This is a genomic window from Variovorax boronicumulans, assembly GCF_019352895.1.
GTDB lineage: Bacteria > Pseudomonadota > Gammaproteobacteria > Burkholderiales > Burkholderiaceae_C > Variovorax > Variovorax boronicumulans_A.
This window is the reverse complement of record NZ_JAAAFX010000003.1, coordinates 53,013-77,874: the sequence shown is the minus strand read 5'-3', so window position 1 is coordinate 77,874 and position 24,862 is coordinate 53,013. Positions and strand designations below refer to the sequence as shown.

Below are 24,862 nucleotides of genomic sequence, written 5' to 3'. Positions count from 1 at the left end.
TCCGTCATCCAAGACCGTCTGGATCCATGACCGGTATTCTTCTTCTCGAGCAACTGCTCAACGGACTCGGCTTCGGCCTGATGCTGTTCCTGCTGGCCGCCGGGCTCACGCTGGTGTTCGGCATCATGGACGTGCTGAACCTCGCGCACGGCTCGCTGTTCATGTCGGGCGCCTACGTCGCGGCGCAGGCCCACCAGCAGAGCGGCTCCTTCGTGGCCGCCATCGTCCTGGCCGTGGTGGTCACCGTCGTGGTCGCCGCGCTGCTCGAGGTGCTGCTGATGCGCCGGCTCTACAAGCGCGACCACCTCGCGCAAGTGCTCGCGACCTTCGGCGTGATCCTGGTGGCCGACGACATCGTCAAGATGATCTGGGGCCCCTCGCCGGTGATGGCGCCCACGCCCGCGGCCCTGAGCGGCCCGGTGCAGCTGATGGAGGGCCTGCCCTACCCGGCCTACCGGCTGGTGATCCTCGGTGCCGGCGTGGCCGTGGCCCTGGCGCTCTATGTGCTGGTGAACCACACGCGCGTCGGCATGCGGGTGCGCGCGGGCGCCTCCGACCGGCCGATGGCCGAGCTCATGGGCGTGCGCGTGGGCCGCATCTTCAACGGCGTGTTCCTGCTCGGCGCGGCGCTGGCCGCGCTGGCCGGCGCGCTGATGGGGCCCATCGTCGCGGTGCAGGTCGGCATGGGCGAACAGATCCTGATCCCCGCGCTGGTGGTGCTGGTCATCGGCGGCATCGGTTCGGTGCGCGGCGCCTTCGTGGCGGCCCTGCTGGTGGGCCTGGTCGACACCGTCGGCCGCGCCTTCCTGCCCATGCTGCTGCGCGCCACGCTGCCGCCGGCCACCGCCGCCGACCTCGGCCCGCTGTTCGCCGAAGTGGCGATGTACGCGCTGATGGTCGTCGTGTTGATCTTCCGCCCTTCCGGCCTCTTCTCAGCTCGCGCATGAAGCCCCGTACCCTTCTTCTCGTGGCGCTGCTGCTCGCGCTTGCGGCCTTCCCGCTGGTGGCACCGCTGTTCGGCATGGAGTTCTACGTTGGCTTCATGCGGCGCGTGCTCATCATCGCGCTGGCCGCAGCCAGCCTCAACTTCATCCTGGGCTTCGGCGGCATGGTGGCGCTGGGCCATGCGGGCTTCATCGGGGTCGGCGCGTACACGGTGGTGGCCCTGTCCGATGCCGGCGTGATGTCGGCCTGGATCCTCTGGCCAGCCGCGATGCTCGTCGCGGGCATGGTCGCGGCGCTGGTGGGCACGGTGGCGCTGCGCACGCGCGGCGTCTACTTCATCATGACCACGCTGGCCTTCGCGCAGATGCTGTACTTCATTGCGGTGTCGCTGCGGGCCTACGGCGGCGACGACGGCTACACGCTGCCCGCGCGCCCGGTGCTGGGCCTGGGCGTCGACCTGGGCAACGAATCGAATTTCTACTGGGTGGTGCTCGCGCTGGTCGCGCTGCTGCTGAGCTGGATGCACCGCGCCACGGGCTCGCGCTTCGGTCATGCGCTGCGCGGCATCCGCGACAACGAGACGCGCATGCGCGCGCTGGGCTACCCGGTGTTCCGCATCCAGCTCGCGGCCTTCGCCATCGCGGGCGCGATCGCCGGCCTCGCGGGCGCGCTGCTCGCGGGCGGCAACGGCTTCATCAGCCCCGGCGCGATGCACTGGACCCAGTCGGCCACGCTGCTGGTGATGGTGGTGATCGGCGGCCTGGGCCGCAGCTGGGGCGGACCCGTCGGCGCGGCCGTGTGGCTGCTGCTGGAGGAGGTGCTCAAGCAGCACACCGAACACTGGCACATGCCGCTGGGCCTGCTGCTGATCGCGGTGGCGCTGTGGGCGCCCAAGGGGCTGGCGGCGCTGTCGCGCAGGAAGAAGGCGGTGGCCGCATGAGCCTGTTCAGAATCGAAGGCCTGGTCAAGCGCTTCGGCGGCCTGCTCGCGACCGACCATGTGAACCTCACGGTGGATGCCGGCGAGGTGCATGCGCTGATCGGCCCCAACGGTGCCGGCAAGACCACGCTGATCAACCTGATCTCGGGCCTGCTCAAGGCCGATGCCGGCCGCATCTGGCTGGGCGAGCGCGACATCACCGGCCTGAAGGACCACCAGCGCGTGGGCGCGGGCCTGTCGCGCTGCTTCCAGGTCACGCGCGTGTTCGCCAACGAGACGGTGCACGACAACCTGATGCTCGCGGTGCAGGCGCACGCGGGCAGCAGCATGCGCTTCATGGCGCCGCGCGCCCGCGAGGCCGACCTGGTCGCGCAGGCCGAGGCATTGGCCGAGCGCGTGGGCCTCGCCAGCGAACGCCAGCGCATCGCCGGCACCCTGCCGCACGGCGCGCAGCGCGCGCTCGACGTGGCGCTCGCCCTCGCCGCCCAACCCAAGCTGCTGCTGCTCGACGAGCCGATGGCCGGCATGGGCCCCGACGAATCGGCACGCATGGTGACGCTGATCGAATCGCTGCGCAGCGAAATGGCCATTCTTCTGATCGAGCACGACATGGATGCGGTGTTCAAGCTCGCCAACCGGCTCACGGTGCTGGTGCAGGGCAAGGTGCTGATGACCGGCACTGCCGACGAAGTGCGCGGCCACCCCGACGTGCAGGCCGTCTACCTCGGCACCGAAGCGGAAGGACACGCATGACCCCACTTCTGCAAGCCGCCGGCATCGAAGCCGGCTACGGCGCAAGCCAGGTGCTGTTCGGCATCGACATCGACATCCGCCCCGGCGAAGTGCTGGCGCTGCTGGGCCGCAACGGCATGGGCAAGAGCACGCTGCTCAAGGTGCTGACCGGCACGCTCAAGCCGCTGCGCGGCAGCGTGCGTTTCGACGGCGCCGACATCGGCGGCGCCAAGCCCGACGTGATCGCGCGCCGCGGCGTGGCGATCGTGCCCGAGGGCCGGCATGTGTTCCCGAACCTCAGCGTCGACGAGCACCTGCGCGCCTTCGCGCGGCCGCGCGCCGATGCGAAGCACGGCGCACCACGCTGGACCGTCGAGGCGCTCTACGGCCTGTTCCCGCGGCTGGCCGAACGCAAGGCCAATGCCGGCAACCAGCTCTCGGGCGGCGAGCAGCAGATGCTGGCCATCGCGCGCGCGCTGTCGACGCACCCGCGCCTGCTGATCCTCGACGAAGCGACCGAGGGCCTGGCCCCGGTGATCCGGGAGGAGATCTGGCGCTGCCTGGCCACGCTCAAGGCCGAGGGCGAGGCGATCCTGGTGGTCGACAAGTACGTGCAGCGCCTGCTGCCGCTGGCCGACCGCCACCTGATCCTCGAACGCGGCCGCGTGGTGTGGCGCGGGGACTCGGCGGCGCTCGATGCCGACCGGGGGTTGTGGGCACGCTACCTGGGCGTCTGATCGCGCTCGAGGCACTCGCCGATCTTCGCGACCAGCCGCAACTGGCTGCGGTGGATCATGGGGTTCATCGACTCGTTGCTGGAGAAGCGCCAGCCCTCTGGCATCCACAGCGTGGACGCGAAGTCCTCGCCATGCCACACCAGCGGCGGGAAGATCGTGACGCAGCGCAACCGCAGCGCTTCGAGGTAGCGGTCGATGGTGTCCTTCATCGTGTCGTTGCCCGCCACGCGGTAGGTCGCCAGTGCCGCGAGCGCGGGCGGTCCGTAGATGCCGAAGACCATGCCGATGACCGAGTCCAGCCGCAGGAACAGGTCGCTCCCGCTGGCCTCGACCGCCTTGACCTCGGCGCGCTCCGACAAGTCGGTCAGCAGGCCCGAGAACAGGTCCCAGCGGCCGGCATGCAGGTCGAGGTGCTCGAGCGTCTTCGCCAGCCTCGCCTCGAAGCCCTCGCCCAACTCGGCATCGTCCTCCGACACGATCAGCCGCGTGCGTCCCGCGGCCAGCGCACGACGTGCCATGAAGCGGTAGCTCAGGGCCGTGCCCTTCCATCCGTCGAGTTGGCGCAGACCGGGAAAGAGCGCGGCGCCCGGCCGCAGGTGAGCCCGTGCGCTCTCGAAACGGGCCAGCGACTCCGGCAGGCAGAGCACCAGATGGTCCGCGTCCAGGCGCGTGCCGCGCGTGGCACGCTCGAAGGCCTCGTCGTCGATCGCGCCGCAACCGTGCAGTGCGCGCGGCAGCAGATGGGCCAGGCCCATCGGGGAATCGTCGGCCAGCAGGGCATCGGGAGCAGTCGCAAGGTCGAGCGGCACATAGAAGGTCTGGTACAGCGCAATGCCGCGCGCCTGCAAGGCCGCGATGTGCGTGAGCGACGCATCGAAGATCGCCAGCGATTCGGCCAGTGGCGCGAGCACCGCCTCCGACAGGGTCGCCGTTTGCTCGGCCGGCTCGACCAGCCACACGATGCGCCGGCCAGCCGGTGGCAATCGAGCGAAGGCGCAGGGATTCACGACGAGGTAGAGCGCATCGGTGAACTGCGCAGGCATCGCGAAGGCGACGGTGCAGGCCAGGCCGGTCTCGGCGAGGCCGCTTTCGATCGCGACACCGGCTTGGCGCATCGCGGGCGGCACGACGAGCGTCAATGTGCGCAGCCCCCGGAACGGGCCTTCGTCCAGCAAGGCACGCATGCGATCCCGATAGTCGGAAGGCTGGACGCGCGCAGGCACGGGCGTGGACATCCAGCCGAGCGCAGGCGTCGGCTGCGGCAGCACGGCGGCCTGGGGCGGTGCCACCGGGCGCAGCCGCTGGACGATGCGACGCAGCACATAGCGCACGGCGCGCACCGGGTGCCGCAACACGAGCCGCAAGCGCGAGGGCCGGGCCAGTGCCTGTGCGAGCCGGTCGATCTCCGCCTCGCGCTGCGCCAGCGTCTGCCGCAGCCCCTCGATCTCGGCCTGCCGATGGGCCAACGTGTCGGTGACTTCTTCGAGTTTGTCCCCGATCGCAGCGAGCTCACGCCGTCGCGCATCGAGCAGCCCCTGCTGGGACTGCAGCGTCGCCGAGAAGTAATGCAACGCAGCACGCAGCGATCGCGTGGCGGTCGAGCGCTCGTCGCGCACCGGCACTTCCGCGAAGGTGTCTCGTTCGATGGTCATGGCGCAAGCCCCGCGGCATCGGCCAGCGCCCGGGGCAATTCGTCGGGTGCTGCGACCCGGCAGGTCTGAGCCCTCGCGCGCAACTGCTCCAGGCGCGCATCGTCCAGGCACAGCGCAGCGACCTCTCGCTGCCAGGCTGGCAGGTCGCCCGCGTCGATCGCGGGCATCGCCCCCCCCGAGGCCTCGACGAGCGCCGGATGGTCCGACACCACGACCGGCGTGCCCACTGCCAGCGCTTCCGCCACCGGCAGGCCGAAACCTTCGTTGAAGGAGGGGAAGACGGCGAAGCGCGCATGACGATAGAGCCACAGCAACTGCTCGTCACGCAGCTCCTGCGCGACGTGCACATGCGATGCAAGACGCCAGTTGCGCTCGACCGCGAGGCGCACCGGCTCCACGCCCCACCCCCAACGCCCTGCAATGACCAGCACCGGCAATCGCTCGGGCGGCAGACTCTGGCGCAGACGCTCCCACAGGTGCAGCAGCAACAAGTGGTTCTTGCGTACTTCGATGGTCGAGCAATAGACGACGAAGGGGCGTGTGGGGTCCAGGCCCGGGGGCGGTCCGCCGAAGGGCAGATGCGTGCTGGACAAGCCCGCGGGATGCGCGATGCGCATCGGCGGCAGCGACCGGTCGATCGAGGCGAAGGCCTGCGCGACCACCTTCGCGGTGTGCTGCGAGACGGCCACCAGCCGGTCCGCTTCGGCCAGCACCGGCAGCATGTTCGCCGCATGGTCGCGCGGATCGCGTCCGGCCGTCCACTGCGGCGTTTCCCAGACCATGAGGTCGTGCACGGCGAGCACGATGCGCACGCCGCGGGCGCGCAAGGCCTGGAAGGCGCCCAGGCCGACATAGTCCCAGGGATTGGAGACGCTCAGCAACGCATCGCCCGCACCTGGGGCAAAGCGCGCCGCGTCGATCGGCGCGCTGCGTACCGCCGACTCGGCGCGGCCGCGCAGCCAGCGAGACAGACGTCGGCCTCCAGCGCCGCGCACGCCATGCACACCCCGCGCCAGATGAAGCCTGCCCAACAACCGCAGCGAGCGTCCGACGCTCAGCGGCAGCCGGGGCGGCGGCAGCGGCGTGGTGGCGAGTTCGCGCGCAGCCAGCATGCCGATGCCGTCACGGCCGTCATGCCGGTTGGCGAGGAACTCCAGCTCGCGCGCGGTCAGGCGACGGTAGCCCCCGTCGTCGGCGCCATGCCGCACGAGCTGCACCGGCGTGCGCTGCAGCGCCAGCAGCTCGCCCAGGTCCTTCTCCACGCGCAGCATGCCCACGGGCGAGTGCCAGCCCAGCATCAGCGAGAGCGAGACATCGAACAGCGTGACGGGCCCATCCTCCGTGGGCGGGCGCAGGGATGCGGCGGGCTGCGGGCACCACTGCCCCTCGAGCACGGGCAGCAATTGCCGCAACACCACGCCGGGCGCGAACTCTCGCTCGGCACGTTCCCTGCCATTGCGGCCGAGCCGATCCGCCAATGCCGGGTCATGGTGCAGCCGGGCCATGGCCGCAGCGAGGCCTTCGACGTCTCCCTCGTTGACCAGCAGGCCGTCGATCTCGTGGCGGACCAGGTGGGCGGGCGCGCCACAGGCAAAGGCGATCACCGGCCGACCGTGGGCCCAGGCCTCGATCAGGGTACGGCCGAAGGTCTCGGGGCCGCCATGTTCCGAGATCGAGGTCACGAGAACGGCGCGCGCCTGACGCAGCAGCGCGGACGGATCCACCACGTGCTCGTGCAGCACCAGCGTTTGCGCAGCACCGACCGCATCGATGTGCTCGCACAGCTGTTCGTACAGCGCGGGGATCGGTCGATGTCCATGCGATTCGATGCGCAGACCCGGGCAGTTGCGATGCAGGATCGCGGCTGCATCGGCCAGCCGCCGATGGCCCTTGAAGCCGTTGACCGTGGCCAGGTGGAGGAAGGGGGCATCGACGGGCAAGGCAGACGACGCGGCCGGCGGGATGTCCACCGGATTGGGCATCACCAGCGCGCGCAGCGGACCGTTCGGCCATGCGTACTGACCGATGTAGTCGGGCTTCTCGAGCACCGAGCGGTCGGGCACCAGCAGCGTGGCGCGGGCCATCGTCTGCAGCAGTGGCACATGGTCGAACCACTGGAAGTCGCGCACATAGAAGCAGGACTGCACATCGAGCCCGGGCAAGTCGCTCGCGGCGTGCGCAAGGATGCGCAGCGAATCGAGCGTGTTGGCCAGGATCGCCGAAGGCCGCAGCGCAAAGTAGCGCTGCACGAACAAACGTGCACCGGCTTCGACGAAACCGTCGCGCGAGGCATCGATGCGATGGATCTCCAGGCCTGGCCGCTCGATGCGACTTAGCCGCTCGAGGTGGTAGCTGCTGCAGGCGAAGACCACGACCTTGCGGCCGGCAGCCAGGTAGGGCAGCAGGATCTCGATGTCGCGCTCCGCGCCACCATAGCCGGTCGCGACCGAAAGGATGAACAGCGGCGACGACGGCACCGGGGTGTCAGATGACAGGTTCACGACTCTCCTTCAGCGCGCGGGCACGTCGAGGCTGTAACGCGCCTTCAGCAGCACCGCGGCGTCGCGCACCAGCGCGGCCGCCAGCACTGGATCGGCGAGCAGGGCTGCGCAGTGGCGCGCGAAATCCAGCGGGCGGTCGGCCACCAGCAGATGCCGCCCCGATTCGACCGCGAGCCCGCGCGCGGCATGCGAGGTCGCGACCAGCGGACGCTCGTGCTGCCAGGCCTCGAGCACCTTGAGCTTGGTGCCGCCGCCGCCGCGCACCGGCGCGATCACGGCCGTGGCCTCGGCATAGAGCGGGCGCAGGTCCGCGGGCGAATGGACGTAGACGATGCCGTGCCGCGCGAGCTGCTGCACCAGCGCCTCTTCGGCGCGGCCCGCGGCCACGATGCGCACATCCGGCACCAGCCGCCGCAGCGCGGGCAGCACGGCGCTGGCGAACCACAGCAGCGCATCCTCGTTGGGCGGGTAGAACAGCGCACCGACGAACAGCAGCGTGCGGCCGCCGAAGGGCATCGGTGCGGGCACGAGATCGGGTTCGGGCACGAGCTTGTTGGGGCTCGCGTGCACCGCCTTCATCCCTGGCAGCCGGCGCAGCCGTGCCGCATCCTCGAAGGCCGAGACATGGACCGTGGCATAGGCGGGCAACAGGCTGCGTTCGAGCTTTGCATAGCCCCTCGCCTGCGCCATGCAGGCGCGCGCCGCGGACCAGCGGCCGCGGCGCAAGGCCAGCGCGGCCAGGCTCCAGCGCGTGGCGGACTCGAGGTCGTCGCAGTCCATCTCGGCGATCGCGCGCCAGTCGGCGGGCAGTTGCGCCGCCATGTCGTGCAGGTAGAAGCGGAACACCACGATGCGCGCGGGGCGCCGGCCGTCGAGTGCACCGAGCGCCTGCGCCGCGGCGGCGTCAGGGTCGAACCAGTCGGCCAGCCGTCGCGATGCGAGGGGTGCGCCCGTGCAATGCACGACGTGCAGCGTGCCGGGCAAGGGCGACGGCGCGACGGGCTGGTCTGCGTTGCGCGTGATGAGCACGATCTCCAGGTCGTGCTGGGCCGCGAGCTCGCAGGCCCAACGCCAGCCGCGCCGTGCCAGGCCGACGCCCCGTGGATCAGGAAAGACGTGGGTCAGCAGCAGTGCACGGCTGCGCGCAGGGGCTGGCGCGCTCATGACGCCGCACGCCCACCCCGCAGCCGCCCGAGCCAGCCCTGGGGCGCGGCCTGCTGTCGCAGCCAGTGCCCGAAGGCCGACGGCGCCAAGCCCGGCGGCAGGAAGGGGCGCGCGATCCGGGCGTAGGTGGTGCGTGCATGCGCCACGTAGGCTGGGGTCAGCAGCGTGTGGTTGAAGTCGGACATGTCACGACGCTCCACGTCCCACCAGAGATGGGCCCACAGGTGCAGGCTGGTCGCATCGGGCGGCAGTTGTCGGTCCTGCTCGAACAGCGCGGCGATACCGTCGCGCGACCAGTCCAGCGAGAAGAAGCGGCTCTCGGGCTCGACGCGGATCTGCTGCGGCAACTCGCGGCTCAGGCGGTAGGGCAAGAAGGTCGAGTGGTTGCTCCAGCTGCCGTCGAAGGCGCCGGGCATGCGCTCGATCCAGGTGGCGATGAAGGGCGAACCGGGCTCGGCCATGATGAGCGCGTTGCACAGCGAGCCTTCAGGTGAGGACGACACGCCAACGTCGACGCGCTCATGCCCCATCACACAGGAGGCCTCGAACAAGTGCGCAGGCGGCGGTGCGACGAACAGCGAGTCCATGTCGGCATAGATGCCGCCCTGCTCGTGCAGGATGCGCAGGCGGATGAAGTCGGACACATGCGCGTAGGCGAAACGCCGGATGTAGTCGTCGTCGTAGCGCAGATCGATGCGCAGCTCGTGCTCGGGAATCGGAACCACCTCGATCCGTGGGCGAATCAGGTCCCACAGTTCGCCGAAAGGCTCGTTGTGCAGGTGCAGGACCACGCGGTCGGGCTGGTTCACCCCCAGGCACGAGGCCAGGCACAGGTAGTGCATCAGGTGAAAGGGCTCGGTCTGCGGACGCAGCCCGAAGACGAAGTGGTACGTGTTCGGGATGCGGGGGGCGGAAGATGCTGTCACGGGAGATACGGCCAAGGATCAGAAGCGCTGTCCGACAGCAGGCACCGCGAAGGGAGGCTTCGAAGCGGCCGTGCGGCCCCTCTTGCCCCTGGGGCAGGGCTGGATCCGGCCCTCTTCCTGCCCCTCGACGGGGCACTGTCGATCAAATGTACACTATTTGTTACCAATGTCTCTCAATCATTTCCCGGCCGGTCCGGCGCTGCGTTACGTGGGCCTGGGCGACACCAGCGGCTATGCGGTGGCGGCCGCCGCGCTGGTGCGCGCGTTGCGCGATGCGGGCGCCGAGATCGCCTGGGAGCCGATGCTGCCCGGCGGCGCGCTGGGCCTGGGCTACGCGCCGGCGCCTTCGCCCGAGGCGGGCCCCGAGGACCTGTGGCCGCTACGTAACGATGCGCGCGCCTGCGAGAACGTCATCGTCCATTTCGTGCCCGAGTACTACCCGCACTTCATCGCACGCGAACGTGCGCGGGGCGCGCGTCGCATCGTGGGCCACACCGTGTGGGAGACCGACCGCCTGCCCGCCCACTGGCCGGCGCTGATCAACGGCCTCGACGCAGTGATCGTGCCGACGGAATGGAACCGCGAGGTCTTCCGCGCCAGCGGCGTGCACATTCCGATCTGGGTGGTGCCCCACCTGCCGCGGTCGCAGCGGCCGGCGAGCGATGCGGACCGTGCCGGCCTGCGGCCGCTGCTGGCGGGCCTGGAAGGGCGGCAGATTTTCTACACGGTCTCGACCTGGCTGGAGCGCAAGTCCATCGACCCGCTGGTCGCGGCCTTTGCCGAAGCCTTCGGCCCGGACGACCCGGTGGCGCTGGTCATCAAGACCACGGCGCACGACCTGGAGCGCGTGCGCCGCGACCCCGGCCACGAAGGCCAGAGCGTGCCGGTGCAACCACAGTTCGAAGCCATGATCGGCCGCGCGGTGCTGCGCCACGGCCGGGTGCCGCCACCGATCCGGCTGCTGACCGATGAACTCTCCGACGGCGCCCTGCAGGCGCTGCACGAGGCCGGCGACTGCTTCGTCTCGCTGTGCCGGGCCGAAGGCTGGGGGCTGGGCGCCTTCGAGGCCGCGCTCGCGGCCAAGCCGGTGGTGATCACGGGCTGGGGCGGCCCGACCGCCTTCCTCGATCCAGAGGCGGCCTGCTTCGTCGACTGGACGCTCGCACCGGTACGGCCCGGCGAGGCCAACGGCAGCTACACGCCCGACCAGCACTGGGCCGAACCCGATCTCGCGTCGGCCGTGGCCGCCTTGCGCTTCATCGCAGCCGATCGGACCGAGGCGGCAAGGCGCGGTGCGCAACTGGCGGCCCACATCCAGGGCAGCATCGTGCCGAAGGAAGTGGCCGCGACGCTGCGCGGCACGCTGGCCGCCTTGCCACCGCACGTGCCTGCGCCTGCAGCGGAAGCCGTGGTGGCGCCCCCGGCCGAAGCGATCGCCTGCGTGGTGGCGCCCCCTGCGCGCCTTGGCCTGCCGCGCCGCGTGCTGCGGCGCGCCCGCGCGGACCTGCGCCGGCTGCTGGCGCGCTGAGCGGCGCCGCCCTTCAGCGCACCACCAGCCCCTTGAGCGCCGGGTCCGGCGGCGGCACGCTGAGCTTCATGTCCTTGAGCGTCTTGACCAGCAGCTGCGCAATCATCAGGTTGCGGTGCGTCTTGCTGTTGGCCGGCACCACGTACCAGGGCGCCACGTCGGTCGAGGTGGCGTCCAGCGCCTTCGCGTAGGCGCGCTGGTAGTCGCTCCACTTCTTGCGCGCCTCGAGGTCGCCCATGCTGAACTTCCAGTTCTTGGACGGGTCGTCGATGCGCGCCTGCAGGCGTTGGCGCTGCTCGTCCTTGTCGATGTGCAGCATGCACTTGAGCACCACCGTGCCGGTTTCTGTCAGCAGCCGCTCGAAGTCGTTGATCTGCGCATAGCGGCGCTGCGTCGCGGCCTTGTCGATCCAGCCTTCGACCACCGGCACCAGCACGTCTTCGTAGTGGCTGCGGTTCCATACCGCGAGCTCGCCGGTGCGCGGCACCACCGCATGGCAGCGCCAGAGGAAGTCGTGCGCCTGCTCCTCGAGGCTGGGCGCCTTGAAGGCCGCCACCCGCACGCCCAGCGGCGAGGTGCGCGAGAACACCCAGCGCACCGTGCCGTCCTTGCCGCTGGTGTCGGTGCCCTGCAGCACCAGCAGCAGTTTGCGCCGGCCCTCGGCATGCATGAGGTTCTGCAGTTCGTCGAGCTGGATGGCCAGGGCGTCGAGCTGCGCGCCTTGCGCGGCCTCGTCGCCCTTGAGAAAGCCCTTGTTCCCCGGATCGATGTCGGCCAGGCGGACCTTGGCACCGATGCGGTACTTGTCGAAACGGGACATGGGCGATACCTCCAGACGAAAAGAAAAAGAAGACTCGCTCAGCGGGCGCCGATGCGGGCCTCGCCGAACAGCGCCTTGAGGTCGCGCGGCTGCGAACGCCAGTACTGCGGCGGCGCCTCGACCTGCGCGCCCAGCTCGGCCGCGGCACGCCAGGGCCAGTGCGGATCGAACAAGGCGGCGCGCGCGATGGCCACCGCATCGGCCTGGCCGGCGGCGATCACGGCCTCGGCCTGCTTCGCTTCGGTGATCAGGCCCACGGCAAACACCGGCACGTCGAGCGCGGCCTTCAGGCGTTCGGCCAGCGGCACCTGGTAGCCCGGCGACAGCGGGATCTTCTGCTGCGGCGAGACGCCGCCCGAGGAGGCATGCACGAAGCTGCAGCCACGCGCGGCCAGGGCCTTGGCAAAGGCGATGCTCGAGTCGATGTCCCAGCCGCCCTCGACCCAGTCGGTGGCCGAGATGCGCACGCCCACCGGCATGCCGGCCGGCACCGCGGCGCGCACCGCCTCGAAGACTTCGAGCGGGAAGCGCATGCGGTTCTCGAGCGAGCCGCCGTAGCGGTCGCTGCGCTGGTTGGCGAGGGGCGAGAGGAACTGGTGCAGCAGGTAGCCGTGCGCGCCATGCAGCTCGATGGCATCGATGCCCAGCGCGTGCGCGCGCTGCGCGGCCTGCACGAAGGCGGCCTTCACGCTCTCCAGGCCGGCCTCGTCGAGCGCCACGGGGGCGGGTTCGCCGGCCGCATGCGGCAGCGCGGAGGACGACACCGTCTGCCAGGCGCCTTCGGCGGGCGCCAGGCATTGGCCGCCTTCCCACGGCACATGGCTCGAGGCCTTGCGGCCCGCGTGTGCGAGCTGGATCGCGATCGGCATGCGCGAGTGCTGGCGCACAGCCTTCAGCACGCGCGCGATCGCTGCCTGGTTGTCGTCGTCGTAGAGCCCCACGTCGGCCGGCGTGATGCGGCCGATGGCCTCGACCGCCGTGGCCTCGATGATCAGCAGGCCCGCGCCCGACAGCGCCAGCTGGCCCAGGTGGATCAGGTGCCAGTCGGTCATGTTGCCGGCGCCGTCGGCCGAGTACTGGCACATGGGCGCGATCACGATGCGGTTGGGCAGCGTGAGGGCGTCGAGCTGCAGGGGCGAGAAGAGCTGGCTCATGGTTTTCCTTGGGATTCCGTTTTGCGCACGCGCATCATTCCTTCCTGCGCGGCCGAGGCCACCAGCACGCCGTCGCGCGTGAACACGCTGCCGCGCGACAGGCCGCGCGCACCGCTGGCGCTGGGCGAATCGAGCACGTACAGCAGCCAGTCGTCGAAGCGGAAGTCGCGGTGGAACCACATCGCATGGTCCAGGCTGGCCATGCGCACGTTGCCTTGCAGGTAGGTCAGGCCGTGCGGGATCAGCGCGGCGCCGAGCAGGCCATGGTCGGAGGCATAGGCCAGCAGCGCGCGGTGCATCAGCGGATCGTCGGGCAGCGGCGCCACGGCGCGCATCCAGATCGCGCGCGTGCCTTCGCGCGGCACCGGCGCGATCAGGTCGTCGGGCTCGACGGTGCGGAACTCGATGCCGTGCGGCATCAGGCCCTTGATGCGCAACCGCTCCGGCAGGCGGTCACCCAGCGCGGCGCGGCGCTGCAGGTCGTCGCCGAGCTGCTCGGGGGCCTGGGTCGGCGGCATGCCGAACTGGTGCTCGACGCCGGCATCGACGGTCTGGAACGAAGCCGACATCTCGAAGATGATGCGTTCCTGCTGGCGCGCCACCACATGGCGGGTGGTGAAGCTGCGGCCGTCGCGCACGCGGTCGACCGTGTACTCGATGGGCGCATGCTCGCCGGGCAGCAGGAAATAGGCGTGCATCGAATGCACGGGCCGATCGGCCTCGACGGTGCGGCTCGCGGCCATCAGCGCCTGGCCCAGCACCTGGCCGCCGAAGACGGCCGGCGTGCCCAGGTCCTCGCTCTGCGCCCGGAAGCGGTCGTCGCCCAGCGGCTCGAGTTGCATGAGGGCGACGAGTTCGTCGACGAGGCGGGTGGGGGTGGCGGGATCGGTCATCGTGAAGGCTGCGGAGGCGAAAAGGGAGTCACGCACCATAGCAAAGCGCGGGACGAAGCGCTGTCACAGGGAAATCAGACGCCCGAGGGCCGCACCCGCGTCCCCCACCCAAAGAGCGCCCCGCCCAGCACGCTGCCCGCCACCATGGCCGACAGCCCGCCGAGACCGCGCGTGGCGTCGATCAGCACCGGCATGGGCGCGACGGCGTCGATGGCGCGGATGGCGAGCGGCAGCGCTACGCCGGCGGCCAGTGCGAACAGCGCGGCGCGCCAGGCCGGGCGCCGACGCGCGAGCCAGCCGGCCACCGCGAACGCGGGCAGCCAGGCGGCGAGCACGATGGCCGCATAGACGGGCCCGAAGCCGAGCAGGTCCTGCACCGATGTCCGCAGCCGCAGGCCCGGCGGCATCTCGACGCCGAGCGCGACCAGTGCGTTCAGGTTGAACTGCGTCTGCACCAGCGAGCCCCAGGCGATGGCGAACAGGGCCGCGCCGGCAAAGGCCATCAGGCGCGTGCGCCATGGGCGAGGGTGCGAAGGGTCTTCAGGGTTCATCGGCAGGCAGGCTGTTCGATACTGGGCACATGAAACGAGGCCCCCATCATGGCGCACGGCGCATGCAAGTCCGATCCTCAGGGACACGGGTCGCCTGGCTGCTGTGGGCCGGCCTGCTGGCGGCCCCCGCGCCATCGCAGGCCGCGGCGCCCGGCGTGCCCTACCGCATCGAGACCGTGGCCGACGGCCTGGTGCATCCCTGGGCCCTGGCGGCGCTGCCCGATGGCCGGCTGCTGGTGACCGAGCGGCCCGGCCGCCTGCGCCTCCTCGACCGCACGCCCGAGGGGCGCCATGTGCTGCGCGCCGAAGCGGTCGCGGGCCTGCCGCCGATCCATGCGAGCGGCCAGGCCGGGCTGTTCGATGTGCTGGTCGACCCGGGCTTCGCGCAGAACGGATGGGTCTATCTCTCGTTCGCGCACGGCACGGCATCGGCCAACCACCTGCGCGTGGTGCGCGCCCGGCTCGATGGCGCACGGTTGCGCGAGGTGACGCCGATCTTCACCACGCGCCCGGCCAAGGCGCACAGCCAGCACTTCGGCGGCCGGATGGCGCTGCTCGACGACGGCACGCTGGTGGTCGGCATGGGCGATGGCAACCTCGAACGCACCGACGCGCAGCGCCTGCACACGCACCTGGGCAAGATCCTGCGCATCGGCCGCGACGGCAGCGTGCCGGCCGACAACCCCTTCGTCGGACACGCCGGTGCGCTGCCCGAGATCTACAGCCTCGGCCACCGCAATCCGCAGGGCATGGTGAGCCTGCCGGGCCAGAACCGGCTGTACGCGCACGAACATGGATCGAAGGGCGGCGACGAGCTCAACCGCATCGCGCGTGGCGCCAACTACGGCTGGCCGATCACCACCGGCGGCGTCGACTACACCGGCGCGCGCATCACGCCGTACCGAAGCTATCCGGGCATCACGCCGCCGCTGGCGGAATGGACGCCCTCCATCGCGCCCGCGGGCATGGCCCACTACGACGGCACGCTGTTCCCCGCCTGGCGCGGCAGCCTGTTCGTGGCCGCGTTGAAGGAGAAGAGCGTGCGCCGCGTGCCGATGGACAAGGGCCAGCCCGGCACGCAGGAGATACTCTTCACCGAACTCGGCGAGCGCCTGCGCGACGTGCGCGCGGGCCCCGACGGCTCGCTGTACCTGCTGACCGACAGCCAGAGCGGGCGCGTGTTGCGGGTGCTGCCGCGCTAGAGCAGGTCCGGCCGCGCGCGCATCCGGGTGGCCGTCTGCCGGATCGCGCTCAGCTCGGCGGCATCGATGCGCCGGAGGTTGCGCACCATCATCACCGTGCGCGGGTTGTTCTCGAGCAGGCGTTCGTGGCGCGCCACGAAATCCCAGTACATCACGGTCATCGGGCAGGCACCCTCGCCGCTGCGCGTGCCGGGCGCGTAGCGGCAGCCATCGCAGTAGTTGCTCATGCGCCGGATGTAGGCCCCGCCCGCGGCATAGGGCTTGGTCACGAAGCGCGCGCCATCGGCGAACAGCGACATGCCCACGGTGTTCGGCAGCTCGACCCACTCCACCGCATCGACGTACACCGACAGGTACCACGCGTGCACCTGCGCCGGCGCGACGCCGAAGGTGAGCGCGAAGTTGCCGGTGACCATCAACCGCTGGATGTGGTGCGCATAGCCGGTGCGCAAGGTCTGGCCGATGGCCTGCCGCATGCAGTTCATCTGCACCTGGCCCGACCAGTACCAGGCCGGCAGGTCTTCGTGGTGCTGCAGCGCGTTGGCCTCGGCCAGCGCGGGCATGCGCCACCAGTACACGCCGCGCATGAACTCGCGCCAGCCCAGGATCTGCCGCACGAAGCCCTCGACCGCTTCGATCCCCACCGCACCGGCCCGCCACTGCGCAACGGCCGCATCGATGACTTCGCGCGGGTCGAGCAGCTTCAGGTTGAGCGACGAGGACAACAGGCTGTGATAGAGGAAAGGCTCGTCCGTCCACATCGCGTCCTGCACCCGCCCGAAGTCCTGCAGTCGCCAGGTCATGAAGTCGGCCAGCGCAACCAGGGCCTGCGCGCGCGTCACCGGCCAGTCGAAGGCCTCGGCACTGCCGTAGTGGTCGCCGAAGTGCGTCTCCACGTCGGCCAGCACCTCGCGCGTGATCGCATCGGGGGCGAAGGACGGCGGCGGTGGCAGCAGGCCCGGCCCGGCGCGGCCGAAGGCGCCGCGGTTGTCGGCGTCGAAGTTCCACTGCCCGCCTTCGGGCCCGCCTTGCGCGTCCAGCAGCACCCGGTACCGGGTCCGCATCTGCCGGTAGAAGGCCTCCATCACCAGCCGCGGCTTGCCCCGCGCATGGTCGGCGAAGTCGGCGCGCGAGGCCATGAAGTGCAGGTCGTCGCGCTGCAGGAGCCGCACGCCCGCCGCCTGGCAGGTGCGCGCGATCGCCTGTTCCAGGCGCCATTCGCCGGCATCGACCATCACGAGCGCTTCGGGGCGTTCGCGCGCCAGCGTCCGGGCCAGGGCTTCCTCGATCGAGGCGAAGGGGTGCGCGCCCAGCCGCAGGTAGTCGAGGGGCAGGCCGCGGGCCGCGAGCGCGTCGGCGAAATGGCGCATCGCCGAAAGGAACAGCGCCGTGCGCATCTTGGTGCTCGGCACGTGTTCGGACTCTTCGGGCACCTCGGCCATCCAGACGCGGTCGCGCGCGGCGTCGAAGCCTTCGAAGGCCACGCTCGAAAGACTCAGCTGGTCGCCCAGGACCACCACCAGATTGCGCATCGGTGGATTGTCCGCGCGGGGCGACCCGCAGGTGCGCCTATCGGTCCAGGTCCGCCCCGTCCGCGATCAGCCGCTTCTGCAGCGCCGCCACGTCGACCTGCGCGAACCGACCCGCACCCAGCGTGGCCGCTGCCGTGCCGGCCGCCTGGCCCATCACGAAGCAGCCGCCGCTCGCACGTGCGGCCGACTGGCCTTCGTGCGTCATGGCGGCGCAGCGGCCGGCCACCAGCAGGTTGTCGACCGCCCGGGGCACCAGCATGCGCCACGGCAGGTGGTTGAAGGTGTTGGCCTCGTCGCGCGGGAAAGCCCATTCGATGCGGCCGTCGGCGTGCATCTCCATCGGCCAGCCGTTGAGGCCGATCACGTCGTCGAACTTCGCGGACGACAGGATGTCCTCGCCGCTCAGCGCGTACTCGCCCTCGATGCGGCGCGTCTCGCGCAGGCCCACCTGGGGCGCGATCTCGACGATGGCCGACTGCTCGAAGCCCGGCACCTCGGCGCGCAGGAATCGGAAGTACTCGGCGATCTGGCGCCGGCCCTCGAGCTCGCCGTCGCTGAGCTCGCGCGCGTCGACGCCGTTCATCGCCTTGCCCTGGGCATTGCGGATCTGCGTGACGTTGGCGCGCCATTCGCGCGGGTCGATGTTGGGCCGCAGGATCGCGCCGTCGCGCGGGAAGCGGTAGGCCTCGGGGCTGCGCTCGCGCACCGCGTTCATCAGGTCGTTGATGGCCTTGAACTCGCCCACCGCGGCCAGTGCGCGCGGCGCATCGACCTGGCCGACACGGAACATGGTGGTCGGGAACAGGCCGCTGCCGTGGCCGTCGCCGACCTCGAAGGGCACGCCCGCGAAGGCCGCCACATCGGCATCGCCGCTGCCGTCGATGAAGGCGTTGGCGCGGATCGCCTGGCGGCCCGACTTGGTCTCGACCACCAGCGCGGCGATGCGCGCGCCATCCTTCAGCACCGCGGCCGCATAGGCATGGAACAGCAGTTCGACGCCGGCGTCGACCATCATCTGGTCGGCGGCGCACTTGTAGGCCGAGGTGTCGTAGGAACGCACGCGGATGCGGCCCTGCATGCCGTCCTGCGGCTTGTTGAGGCCGCCCAGCGCATCGATGCGCGCGAGCAGGTCGTCGGCCACGCCGTGCACCAGCTGCGTCATCTCGCCCTGGCGCTTGCCGTAGAGACCGGCGAAGTTGGTCACGCCGCCGGCCGTGCCCATGCCGCCCAGGAAGCCGTAGCGCTCGACCAGCAGCGTGCGCGCACCATGGCGCGCCGCGCTCACCGCCGCCGCCAGGCCGGCCGGCCCGCCGCCGACCACGACCACGTCGTATTCACCGTAGACCGGCAGGCTGCGCGCGGGTTCGTTCAGGGTCTGGGTCATTGCAGCTTGATCCCTCGCGTTTGAATGATCCGGCTCATGATCTTGGCCTCTTCGTCCACGCGCAAGCGCATGCCTTCGGGCGAGGTGCCCACGGCCTGCCAGCCCTGTTCGAAGAGCTTCTGGCGCACTTCGGGCGACTTCATGATCACGGCCACTTCCTTCGAGATGCGCTCCTGCGCGGCCTTCGAGAGGTTGGCCGGGCCCAGCAGCGCGACCCACACCTCGAGGTTGAAGTCCTTCACGCCGGCATCGGCCAGCGGCGCCAGTTCGGGCACCAGCGGGCTGCGGCCGCTGGTGATGCCGATGGCCTGCAGCTTGCCGCCGCGGATCTGCGGCATGGCCACGCCCGGCGGGATCAGCGCCATCTGCACCTGGCCACCCATCATGGCCGTCACGACCTGCGGATTGCCCTGGTAGGGCACGTGCACCGGGTTGAAGCCGGGCACGCGGCTCTTGAGCAGTTCCATGCCCAGGTGCGCCACCGAACCGGTACCGACCGAGCCGTAGTTCCAGGTGTCGCCGGCCTTGCGTGCGGCCTCGAAGAAGGCGGCGCCGGAAGGCAGGTTGTTGGGCGCGACCACCACCAGCGGCGCGGTGGCGATCAGCGACAGGTAGGTGAAGTCCTTGGCCGGGTCGTAGGGCAGCTTGGGGTACAGCATCTTCGACGACGTGAGGTTGCCGTTGATGACGATGCCCAGCGTGTGGTCGTCGGTGGCCTTGGCCACCTGGTCGGCCGCGATGTTGCCCGAGGCACCGGCGCGGTTGTCGACCACCACCGGCTGGCCCAGCGCGCGCGACAGCGGCTCGGCGATGGTGCGGGCGGCGATGTCGGGCGTCGAGCCGCCGGGGAAGCCGACGACCAGGCGGATCGGCCGGGTCGGCCAGGCACCTTCGGCCGCGGCGGCGAAGGGCACGGCGGCGGCGGAGGCGGCCGCCAGTGCGAGGACAAGAAGGGAACGGCGCATGTTTTTCTCTTTCAGAAGCAAAAAGGCGTTACTCGAGGCTGATGTTGCCGATGCGGACCAGTTCACCATAGACCTTCGACTTCGCCTCGGCGTTGCGCACGATTTCCTCGGGCGACCAGGCCAGGGGCTCGAAGGCGAAGGTGTCGAAGCGGGCACGGATCTCGGGGTCGGCGATGACCTTGGCGACATCGGCATTGATTTTCGCCTTGACCGCGGCCGGCACGCCCCTGGGTGCGAGCAGCGAGACGAAAGAATTGACCTCCAGCGAGGGCGGGCCGCCCGCCTCGGCCATGGTCGGCACGTCGGGCATCTGCGGAATCCGCCTGGGCGCGGCGATCGCCAGGTAGCGCAGCTTGCCGGCCTTGTAGATGCCCTGGCTCGACGGAATGCTCGCGAAACTCCACGGCACGTCGCCCGCGCCCACGTTGGCGAACAGCTGCGAGACCTCGCGGTAGGGCACGTGCTGCATGCGCGTGCCGGCCAGTGCATCGAGCTGCTGGCCGCCCAGGTGGCCCGGGCTGCCCACGCCCCAGGAGCCATAGCTGATCTCGCCCGGATGCGCCTTGGCATCGGCGATCAGGTCGCTCATGTTCTTCCACTTGGAATCGGTGCCCACGGCCACGAAGAACGGCGTTCGAAACAGCGAGGCGACCGGGTCGAAATGCTGCAGCGTGACGAAATTGCGCGACTTGTAGAGGTGCGGCAGCGCGGCGATGTGCTCGCTGTCGAGCTGCAGCAGCGTGTAGCCGTCGGGCGCGGCGCGCCTGGCCTGGTCGATCGCGATGAAGCCGCCGCCGCCCGGCTTGTTGTCGACCACCACGCGCTGGCCCCAGAGCCGCGAGAGCTTCTCGGAGACCAGGCGCAGCACCGCGTCGGGGCCGCTGCCCGCCGCGAAGGGCGTGACCAGCGTCACAGGCTTGCTCGGAAAGTCGGCGGCGGCGGTCTGCGCGTGGGCGCCGGTGTTCAGCGCCAGCAGCAGTGCGACAGCGGCCGAGGCGAACAGAGGGGGCATCGAAGGCATGGGGAAGTCTCCTGGTGGATGGATCTGCGATGGAAGGTCTTCTTCTCTTTGCGCAATACCGATCATCGCGCCTTCAGGCGTCGGCCGGATGTCGCCGGCGTTCGGGCCGCAGCGCCGCGTCGGCCTCGTCCAGGCACCGATCCGGCCGCCAGGCATAGAGCCATTCGACCGCATCGTAGAAGCGCTCGGGCGGGCGGCCGACCCACAGGCTGTTGCGCACCGCGCGCTCCACGCCCTTGGCATGGTAGAGCCGCCCCATCTCGCGCACCGACAGCACCACGCGCGCGGTGCGCGCCACACGGGCCGAGGCATAGAGGCGGAAGGCCGCCGGCAGGTCATCGCCGCCATCCGCCGCACGGCAGGCCTGCACGGCCGCGCCGAGCGTGACCGCGTCCTCGAGCGCCATGCAGGCGCCCTGCGCCAGGTACTGCATCATCGGATGCGCCGCGTCGCCCAGCAGCGTGGCGTGGCCCGCGCTCCAGTTGGCGATCGGCTCGCGGTCGGCCGTGCTCCAGCGGCGCCAGGAGGTCGGGCGGTCAAGCAACTGGCGCGGCCGTGCGTGCACGCCGTCAAAGTACGACAGCACTTCGGCCTTGCTGCCGTCGCTCACGCCCCAGACTTCCTTGTCGCGGCTGTGGAAGGTCACGACCAGGTTGTACTGCTCGCCATGGCGCAGCGGGTAGTGCACCAGGTGGCAGTCGGGTCCGGCCCAGACCACCGGCGCGTTCCAACGCAGGTCGGCCGGCATGTCCTCGGCCGGCACCACCGCGCGGTACACCACATGGCCCGACACGCGTGGTGCGTCGCCGACCAGTTTCTCGCGCACCACCGACTTCACGCCGTCGCAACCGACCACCGCATCGGCCGTGAAGATCCGGCCATCGTGCGCGACGGCCCGCACCTGCGCGCCGCCAAGTTCCAGCACCTCGACCTGCATGCCCGTGTGCACGCGGATCAGCGGCTGCCGCTGCACTTCGGCATACAGCGCGCCGTGCAGGTCGGCGCGGTGGCTCACCGCATAGGGGTTGCCGAAGCGCGCGCGGAAGGCCTCGCCCACGGGCACCGATGCGACCTCGCGGCAATCGACCGCGTCCATCATCACCAGCCGGTCGGTGAAGACCGCGCCCGCACGCACCGCCTCGCCCACGCCCAGCGCGTCGAGCGCGGCAAAGGCGTTGGGGCCCAGCTGCAGGCCGGCGCCGATCTCGCCGATGGCGTGGCTCTGCTCCAGCAGCTCGACCGCGAGGCCCTGCCGCGCCAGCGCCAAGGCTGCCGCCATGCCGCCGATGCCGCCGCCGATCAGCAGCACGCGGGGCGCGCTCTTCGGAGTGCGCGTGGTGGGATTCATCGCGTCGCTCCGGCTCAGTCGATACGCACCGACAGCGAGGGCAGCCCGTCGATGCGCACGGCCATGGTCTGGCCGGGCTGCACCGCGCCCACGCCCTCGGGCGTACCGGTGAAGATCAGGTCGCCGGGCTGCAGGGTGAACAGCGAGGACAGGTTCGCGATGACCTCGTCGATCGACCAGATCAGGTGCGCGATGGTGGCCTGCTGGCGCACGGCGCCGTCGACCTCGAGCACGATGCCCGCGCGCTGCACGTCAGGCGCCGCGTCACGGCGCACGATGGGCGCGATGGGCGCGGAGAAATCGAAGGCCTTGCCCACTTCCCAGGGCCGGCCCTTTTCGCGCGCGGCGATCTGCAGGTCGCGGCGCGTCATGTCCAGGCCCACGGCATAGCCGAACACATGCGATGCCGCATCGGCCTGCGCGATGTCGCGCCCGCCCTTGCCGATGGCCACCACCAGCTCGGCCTCGTAGTGGTAGTTCTTCGTCAGCGGCGGGTAGGGCAGCGTGGCCGTCGTTCCCTCGGCCACCGGCACCACCGAGGCGTCGTCGTTGGGCTTGCAGAAGAAGAAGGGCGGCTCGCGGTCGGGGTCGAAGCCCATCTCGCGCGCGTGGGCCGCGTAGTTGCGGCCGACGCAGTAGACCCGGCGCACGGGGAATCGATCGTCGCTGCCGACGATGGGCAGGCCGACGGTCGCGGGTGGGGTGAAGGCAAAGGACATGAGGGCTCCTGCCGCACGCGGCGGCGCATGAAAGATGAAAGGATCGAGACCTGAAGCGCTCAGTCTTGGAGGAAGGCTTCCCGCAGCACGCCCATGGCCTGCTGGACCGGGCGGTCGGAAAAACTGAACAGCACCACTTCGTCGGCGGCCGTGAGCTTCAGCGGCGCCCACGAGGGCACGACGAAGGTGTCGCGCGGGCCGAAGTCGAAGCGCTGGCCCGCGATCTCGGCCGTGCCGCGGCCTTCGACCACGCTGTAGACCGCGCCGTCGGTGGCGCGGTGCGCCTTGCCCGCGAAGCCGCGCGGCAGCAGTTGCAGGTTCGTCGCGATGGTCGGCATCGGCGCGCCGCCGGTCAGCGGGTTGATGTAGCGCAGCTTGTGGCCCAGCCAGGCGTCGGGCGCCTCCTGCTTCTGCAGCTGCGCCAGGGCCTCGCGGCTGCGGGCGTAGGGATAGTTGAAGATCGGCGAGGTGGCCGAGCTGTGGTCGTGCCGCACCGGCACCATGTTGTGGCCGAAGCGCGCCAGGCTGTGGCCCTCGGGCCGCGCCACGTGCTGCACCTTGGCGTCGTCGTTCTCGGCGAAGCCGGCATCGAAGAAACGCACCATCGGGATGTCGAGGCCGTCGAGCCACACCACCGGTTCGCTCACGCCCTCGATGCCCTCGTTGCCGTGGTCGTGCCAGGCCCACGAAGGCGTGATGATGAAGTCGCCCGGGTGCATGGTGGTGCGTTCGCCACCCACCGTGGTGTAGGCCCCCCTGCCGTCGACGATGAAGCGCAGCGCCGACTGCACATGGCGGTGCGAGGGCGCGACCTCGCCGGGCATGATCAGCTGCAGGCCCGCGTAGAGCGACTGCGTGATCGACGAGCGCCCCGGAATGGCCGGGTTCTCCAGCACCAGCACGCGGCGCACGGCTTCGTCGGCGGTGATGAGATCGGCCGATGCCATCAGCAGCGGCCGGATCGCGTCGTAGCGCCAGAGCGCCGGCACGCAGGGCGTCTGCGGCTCGCGCGGCACCAGCGCATGCAGCGACTCCCACAGCGGCGTGAGGTGCAGGGGCTGGATGCGCTCGTAGTAGGCGCGGCGTTCGTCGGCAGTCGAGGCGTCGTTCATGGGCTTGTCTCTTGGGTCGGTCCGGCTGCGATGCCGGGTCCGCCATTGTTCGCCTCCCCCACTATGGCTTCAAGCCCGCCAGCAGATACCTGGTATTTCGTTTTTCGATAATGCAGTCTTCGCCTTCAGGAGCTGCCCGCATGTCCAAACTCGATCTCGACTGGCTCGCCGTGTTCGACGCGGTCTACAAGACCGGCAGCGTGTCGAAGGCCGCCGAGCACCTGGGGCTGGCGCAGGCGGCCGCCAGCACCATGCTCAACAAGCTGCGCGAGCACTTCGACGATCGGCTGTTCACCCGCACGGCGCGCGGCATGCAGCCGACCCCGCATGCCGAACGCATCCATCCGCACCTGCGCGAGGCGCTGGCCCAGCTGGAAGCCGCGCGCGGCAGCCGCAGCGCCTTCGACCCGGCGCAGGCCCGGCGCAACTTCCGCATCTGCATGACCGACATCAGCGAGGTGGTGCTGCTGCCCGGCCTGCTCGACCACCTGCGGCGCGTGGCACCGGGCGTGCACCTGGAGACCGAGATCATCTCCACCGCCAGCGGCCGCCGGCTCGAGGACGGCGAGGTCGACCTGGCGGTCGGCTTCATGCCGCAGCTCGATGCGGGCTTCTACCAGCAGACGCTGTTCATGCAGAACTTCGTGGCGCTGGTGGCGCGGAACCATCCGCGCGTCGGCGCGCGGCTCACGAAGAAGCGCTTCGAGGCCGAGGCCCATGCGGTGATCTCGTCGTCCGGCACCGGCCATGCGATCGTCGACACCACGCTGGCGCGCCTCGGCGTGCAACGCAACGTGGTGGCGCGGCTGTCGAGCTTCCTGAGCGTGGCGCGCATCGTGGCCCACACCGAGCTGGTGGTGATCGTGCCGCGCGTGCTGGGCGAGGTGCTGGCCACGCAGGAGCCGGTGCGATTGATGGAGCTGCCCTTCGCCCTGCCCTCCTATGCCGTCAAGCAGCACTGGCACGAGCGCTTCCATGCGGAGGCAGGCAATGCCTGGCTGCGGCGCACGGTGGCGCAGCTGTTCGGGGGTGGTTAG

General features: G+C 70.5%; 22 protein-coding genes. 7 read left to right on the top strand and 15 right to left on the bottom strand.

Features of this window, described 5'->3' with window-relative positions; all coding sequences use genetic code 11:
• Positions 1-26 precede the first annotated feature (26 nt).
• Genes K0H49_RS01405 through K0H49_RS01390 form a run of 4 tightly spaced genes read left to right on the top strand, consistent with a single transcriptional unit; the run spans position 27 to position 3,353 of the window.
• A complete protein-coding gene (locus tag K0H49_RS01405) occupies positions 27-947 on the top strand; it encodes a branched-chain amino acid ABC transporter permease (protein ID WP_219209357.1) in 921 nt (306 codons plus the stop codon).
• The gene (locus tag K0H49_RS01400; RefSeq protein WP_219209356.1) at positions 944-1,885 is read left to right on the top strand and encodes a branched-chain amino acid ABC transporter permease; all 942 of its coding nucleotides are present in this window, start codon (positions 944-946) and stop codon (positions 1,883-1,885) included. The genes K0H49_RS01405 and K0H49_RS01400 overlap by 4 nt, the downstream gene beginning before the upstream one ends.
• On the top strand, positions 1,882-2,637 hold the full coding sequence (locus tag K0H49_RS01395; RefSeq protein WP_219209355.1) for an ABC transporter ATP-binding protein: 756 nt from the start codon (positions 1,882-1,884) through the stop codon (positions 2,635-2,637). Before K0H49_RS01400 ends, K0H49_RS01395 begins: the two co-directional genes overlap by 4 nt.
• Positions 2,634-3,353: an ABC transporter ATP-binding protein gene (locus K0H49_RS01390; RefSeq protein ID WP_219209354.1), complete on the top strand. Its 720-nt coding sequence runs from the start codon at positions 2,634-2,636 to the stop codon at positions 3,351-3,353. The genes K0H49_RS01395 and K0H49_RS01390 overlap by 4 nt, the downstream gene beginning before the upstream one ends.
• On the opposite strand, the gene K0H49_RS01385 is transcribed toward K0H49_RS01390, so the two are convergent.
• Genes K0H49_RS01385 through K0H49_RS01370 form a run of 4 tightly spaced genes read right to left on the bottom strand, consistent with a single transcriptional unit; the run spans position 3,338 to position 9,596 of the window.
• The gene (locus K0H49_RS01385) at positions 3,338-5,005 is read right to left on the bottom strand and encodes a hypothetical protein (protein ID WP_219209353.1); all 1,668 of its coding nucleotides are present in this window, start codon (positions 5,003-5,005) and stop codon (positions 3,338-3,340) included. The genes K0H49_RS01390 and K0H49_RS01385 overlap by 16 nt on opposite strands.
• Positions 5,002-7,506: a glycosyltransferase family 4 protein gene (locus K0H49_RS01380; protein WP_219209352.1), complete on the bottom strand. Its 2,505-nt coding sequence runs from the start codon at positions 7,504-7,506 to the stop codon at positions 5,002-5,004. The genes K0H49_RS01385 and K0H49_RS01380 overlap by 4 nt, the downstream gene beginning before the upstream one ends.
• A 9-nt stretch (positions 7,507-7,515) precedes the next feature.
• A complete protein-coding gene (locus K0H49_RS01375) occupies positions 7,516-8,670 on the bottom strand; it encodes a glycosyltransferase (RefSeq protein ID WP_219209351.1) in 1,155 nt (384 codons plus the stop codon).
• Entirely contained in the window at positions 8,667-9,596 is a 930-nt protein-coding gene (locus K0H49_RS01370) for a glycosyltransferase (RefSeq protein WP_219209350.1), read from the bottom strand. The genes K0H49_RS01375 and K0H49_RS01370 overlap by 4 nt, the downstream gene beginning before the upstream one ends.
• Positions 9,597-9,762: 166 nt before the next feature.
• Here K0H49_RS01370 and K0H49_RS01365 point away from each other — a divergent pair, with 166 nt between their 5' ends.
• A complete protein-coding gene (locus K0H49_RS01365) occupies positions 9,763-11,124 on the top strand; it encodes a hypothetical protein (RefSeq protein WP_219209349.1) in 1,362 nt (453 codons plus the stop codon).
• Between the two features lie 13 nt (positions 11,125-11,137).
• Here K0H49_RS01365 and K0H49_RS01360 read toward each other — a convergent pair whose 3' ends face one another.
• The 4 genes from K0H49_RS01360 to K0H49_RS01345 all read right to left on the bottom strand — a co-directional run bounded on the left by K0H49_RS01360 (position 11,138) and on the right by K0H49_RS01345 (position 14,542).
• Positions 11,138-11,944: a PPK2 family polyphosphate kinase gene (locus tag K0H49_RS01360; RefSeq protein ID WP_219209348.1), complete on the bottom strand. Its 807-nt coding sequence runs from the start codon at positions 11,942-11,944 to the stop codon at positions 11,138-11,140.
• Positions 11,945-11,982: 38 nt separating this feature from the next.
• Positions 11,983-13,098: an NADH:flavin oxidoreductase/NADH oxidase gene (locus K0H49_RS01355; RefSeq protein ID WP_219209347.1), complete on the bottom strand. Its 1,116-nt coding sequence runs from the start codon at positions 13,096-13,098 to the stop codon at positions 11,983-11,985.
• A complete protein-coding gene (locus K0H49_RS01350) occupies positions 13,095-13,991 on the bottom strand; it encodes an acyl-CoA thioesterase (RefSeq protein WP_219209346.1) in 897 nt (298 codons plus the stop codon). The genes K0H49_RS01355 and K0H49_RS01350 overlap by 4 nt, the downstream gene beginning before the upstream one ends.
• Before the next feature lie 74 nt (positions 13,992-14,065).
• Complete coding sequence (locus K0H49_RS01345; RefSeq protein WP_219209345.1) at positions 14,066-14,542, bottom strand: hypothetical protein; 477 nt, start codon at positions 14,540-14,542, stop codon at positions 14,066-14,068.
• A gap of 62 nt (positions 14,543-14,604) precedes the next feature.
• On the opposite strand from K0H49_RS01345, the gene K0H49_RS01340 reads away from it, so the two are divergent.
• Positions 14,605-15,744, top strand: coding sequence for a PQQ-dependent sugar dehydrogenase (locus K0H49_RS01340; protein WP_219209344.1), 1,140 nt, complete (start codon positions 14,605-14,607; stop codon positions 15,742-15,744).
• Here K0H49_RS01340 and K0H49_RS01335 read toward each other — a convergent pair.
• From K0H49_RS01335 to gtdA, 7 genes are all read right to left on the bottom strand, one after another.
• Positions 15,741-17,276 carry a cryptochrome/photolyase family protein gene (locus K0H49_RS01335; protein WP_219209343.1) on the bottom strand — a complete coding sequence of 512 codons (1,536 nt, stop codon included), beginning with the start codon at positions 17,274-17,276 and terminating at the stop codon, positions 15,741-15,743. The genes K0H49_RS01340 and K0H49_RS01335 overlap by 4 nt on opposite strands.
• A gap of 37 nt (positions 17,277-17,313) precedes the next feature.
• The gene (locus K0H49_RS01330; protein ID WP_219209342.1) at positions 17,314-18,660 is read right to left on the bottom strand and encodes an FAD-dependent oxidoreductase; all 1,347 of its coding nucleotides are present in this window, start codon (positions 18,658-18,660) and stop codon (positions 17,314-17,316) included.
• On the bottom strand, positions 18,657-19,625 hold the full coding sequence (locus K0H49_RS01325) for a Bug family tripartite tricarboxylate transporter substrate binding protein (protein WP_219209341.1): 969 nt from the start codon (positions 19,623-19,625) through the stop codon (positions 18,657-18,659). Before K0H49_RS01325 ends, K0H49_RS01330 begins: the two co-directional genes overlap by 4 nt.
• Positions 19,626-19,653: 28 nt before the next feature.
• The gene (locus K0H49_RS01320; RefSeq protein WP_219209394.1) at positions 19,654-20,637 is read right to left on the bottom strand and encodes a Bug family tripartite tricarboxylate transporter substrate binding protein; all 984 of its coding nucleotides are present in this window, start codon (positions 20,635-20,637) and stop codon (positions 19,654-19,656) included.
• 82 nt (positions 20,638-20,719) lie between these two features.
• Positions 20,720-21,994, bottom strand: a complete 1,275-nt coding sequence (locus tag K0H49_RS01315) for a 3-hydroxybenzoate 6-monooxygenase (RefSeq protein WP_219209340.1) — start codon at positions 21,992-21,994, stop codon at positions 20,720-20,722.
• Between the two features lie 14 nt (positions 21,995-22,008).
• Positions 22,009-22,713, bottom strand: coding sequence for a fumarylacetoacetate hydrolase family protein (locus tag K0H49_RS01310; RefSeq protein ID WP_219209339.1), 705 nt, complete (start codon positions 22,711-22,713; stop codon positions 22,009-22,011).
• A gap of 59 nt (positions 22,714-22,772) precedes the next feature.
• The gene (gtdA, locus tag K0H49_RS01305) at positions 22,773-23,825 is read right to left on the bottom strand and encodes a gentisate 1,2-dioxygenase (protein ID WP_219209338.1); all 1,053 of its coding nucleotides are present in this window, start codon (positions 23,823-23,825) and stop codon (positions 22,773-22,775) included.
• Positions 23,826-23,965: 140 nt separating this feature from the next.
• Between gtdA and K0H49_RS01300 the strand changes: the two genes are divergently transcribed.
• On the top strand, positions 23,966-24,862 hold the full coding sequence (locus K0H49_RS01300; protein WP_219209337.1) for a LysR family transcriptional regulator: 897 nt from the start codon (positions 23,966-23,968) through the stop codon (positions 24,860-24,862).

What these genes read in the sequence shown, in the direction of transcription:
- K0H49_RS01405 (WP_219209357.1), top strand. Translation starts at nt 27, where the DNA reads ATGACCGGTATTCTTCTTCTCGAGCAACTGCTCAACGGACTCGGCTTC.
- K0H49_RS01400 (WP_219209356.1), top strand. Translation starts at nt 944, where the DNA reads ATGAAGCCCCGTACCCTTCTTCTCGTGGCGCTGCTGCTCGCGCTTGCG.
- K0H49_RS01395 (WP_219209355.1), top strand. Translation starts at nt 1,882, where the DNA reads ATGAGCCTGTTCAGAATCGAAGGCCTGGTCAAGCGCTTCGGCGGCCTG.
- K0H49_RS01390 (WP_219209354.1), top strand. Translation starts at nt 2,634, where the DNA reads ATGACCCCACTTCTGCAAGCCGCCGGCATCGAAGCCGGCTACGGCGCA.
- K0H49_RS01385 (WP_219209353.1), bottom strand. Translation starts at nt 5,005, where the DNA reads ATGACCATCGAACGAGACACCTTCGCGGAAGTGCCGGTGCGCGACGAG.
- K0H49_RS01375 (WP_219209351.1), bottom strand. Translation starts at nt 8,670, where the DNA reads ATGAGCGCGCCAGCCCCTGCGCGCAGCCGTGCACTGCTGCTGACCCAC.
- K0H49_RS01365 (WP_219209349.1), top strand. Translation starts at nt 9,763, where the DNA reads ATGTCTCTCAATCATTTCCCGGCCGGTCCGGCGCTGCGTTACGTGGGC.
- K0H49_RS01360 (WP_219209348.1), bottom strand. Translation starts at nt 11,944, where the DNA reads ATGTCCCGTTTCGACAAGTACCGCATCGGTGCCAAGGTCCGCCTGGCC.
- K0H49_RS01355 (WP_219209347.1), bottom strand. Translation starts at nt 13,098, where the DNA reads ATGAGCCAGCTCTTCTCGCCCCTGCAGCTCGACGCCCTCACGCTGCCC.
- K0H49_RS01350 (WP_219209346.1), bottom strand. Translation starts at nt 13,991, where the DNA reads ATGACCGATCCCGCCACCCCCACCCGCCTCGTCGACGAACTCGTCGCC.
- K0H49_RS01345 (WP_219209345.1), bottom strand. Translation starts at nt 14,542, where the DNA reads ATGAACCCTGAAGACCCTTCGCACCCTCGCCCATGGCGCACGCGCCTG.
- K0H49_RS01340 (WP_219209344.1), top strand. Translation starts at nt 14,605, where the DNA reads ATGCAAGTCCGATCCTCAGGGACACGGGTCGCCTGGCTGCTGTGGGCC.
- K0H49_RS01335 (WP_219209343.1), bottom strand. Translation starts at nt 17,276, where the DNA reads ATGCGCAATCTGGTGGTGGTCCTGGGCGACCAGCTGAGTCTTTCGAGC.
- K0H49_RS01330 (WP_219209342.1), bottom strand. Translation starts at nt 18,660, where the DNA reads ATGACCCAGACCCTGAACGAACCCGCGCGCAGCCTGCCGGTCTACGGT.
- K0H49_RS01325 (WP_219209341.1), bottom strand. Translation starts at nt 19,625, where the DNA reads ATGCGCCGTTCCCTTCTTGTCCTCGCACTGGCGGCCGCCTCCGCCGCC.
- K0H49_RS01320 (WP_219209394.1), bottom strand. Translation starts at nt 20,637, where the DNA reads ATGCCCCCTCTGTTCGCCTCGGCCGCTGTCGCACTGCTGCTGGCGCTG.
- K0H49_RS01315 (WP_219209340.1), bottom strand. Translation starts at nt 21,994, where the DNA reads ATGAATCCCACCACGCGCACTCCGAAGAGCGCGCCCCGCGTGCTGCTG.
- K0H49_RS01310 (WP_219209339.1), bottom strand. Translation starts at nt 22,713, where the DNA reads ATGTCCTTTGCCTTCACCCCACCCGCGACCGTCGGCCTGCCCATCGTC.
- gtdA (WP_219209338.1), bottom strand. Translation starts at nt 23,825, where the DNA reads ATGAACGACGCCTCGACTGCCGACGAACGCCGCGCCTACTACGAGCGC.
- K0H49_RS01300 (WP_219209337.1), top strand. Translation starts at nt 23,966, where the DNA reads ATGTCCAAACTCGATCTCGACTGGCTCGCCGTGTTCGACGCGGTCTAC.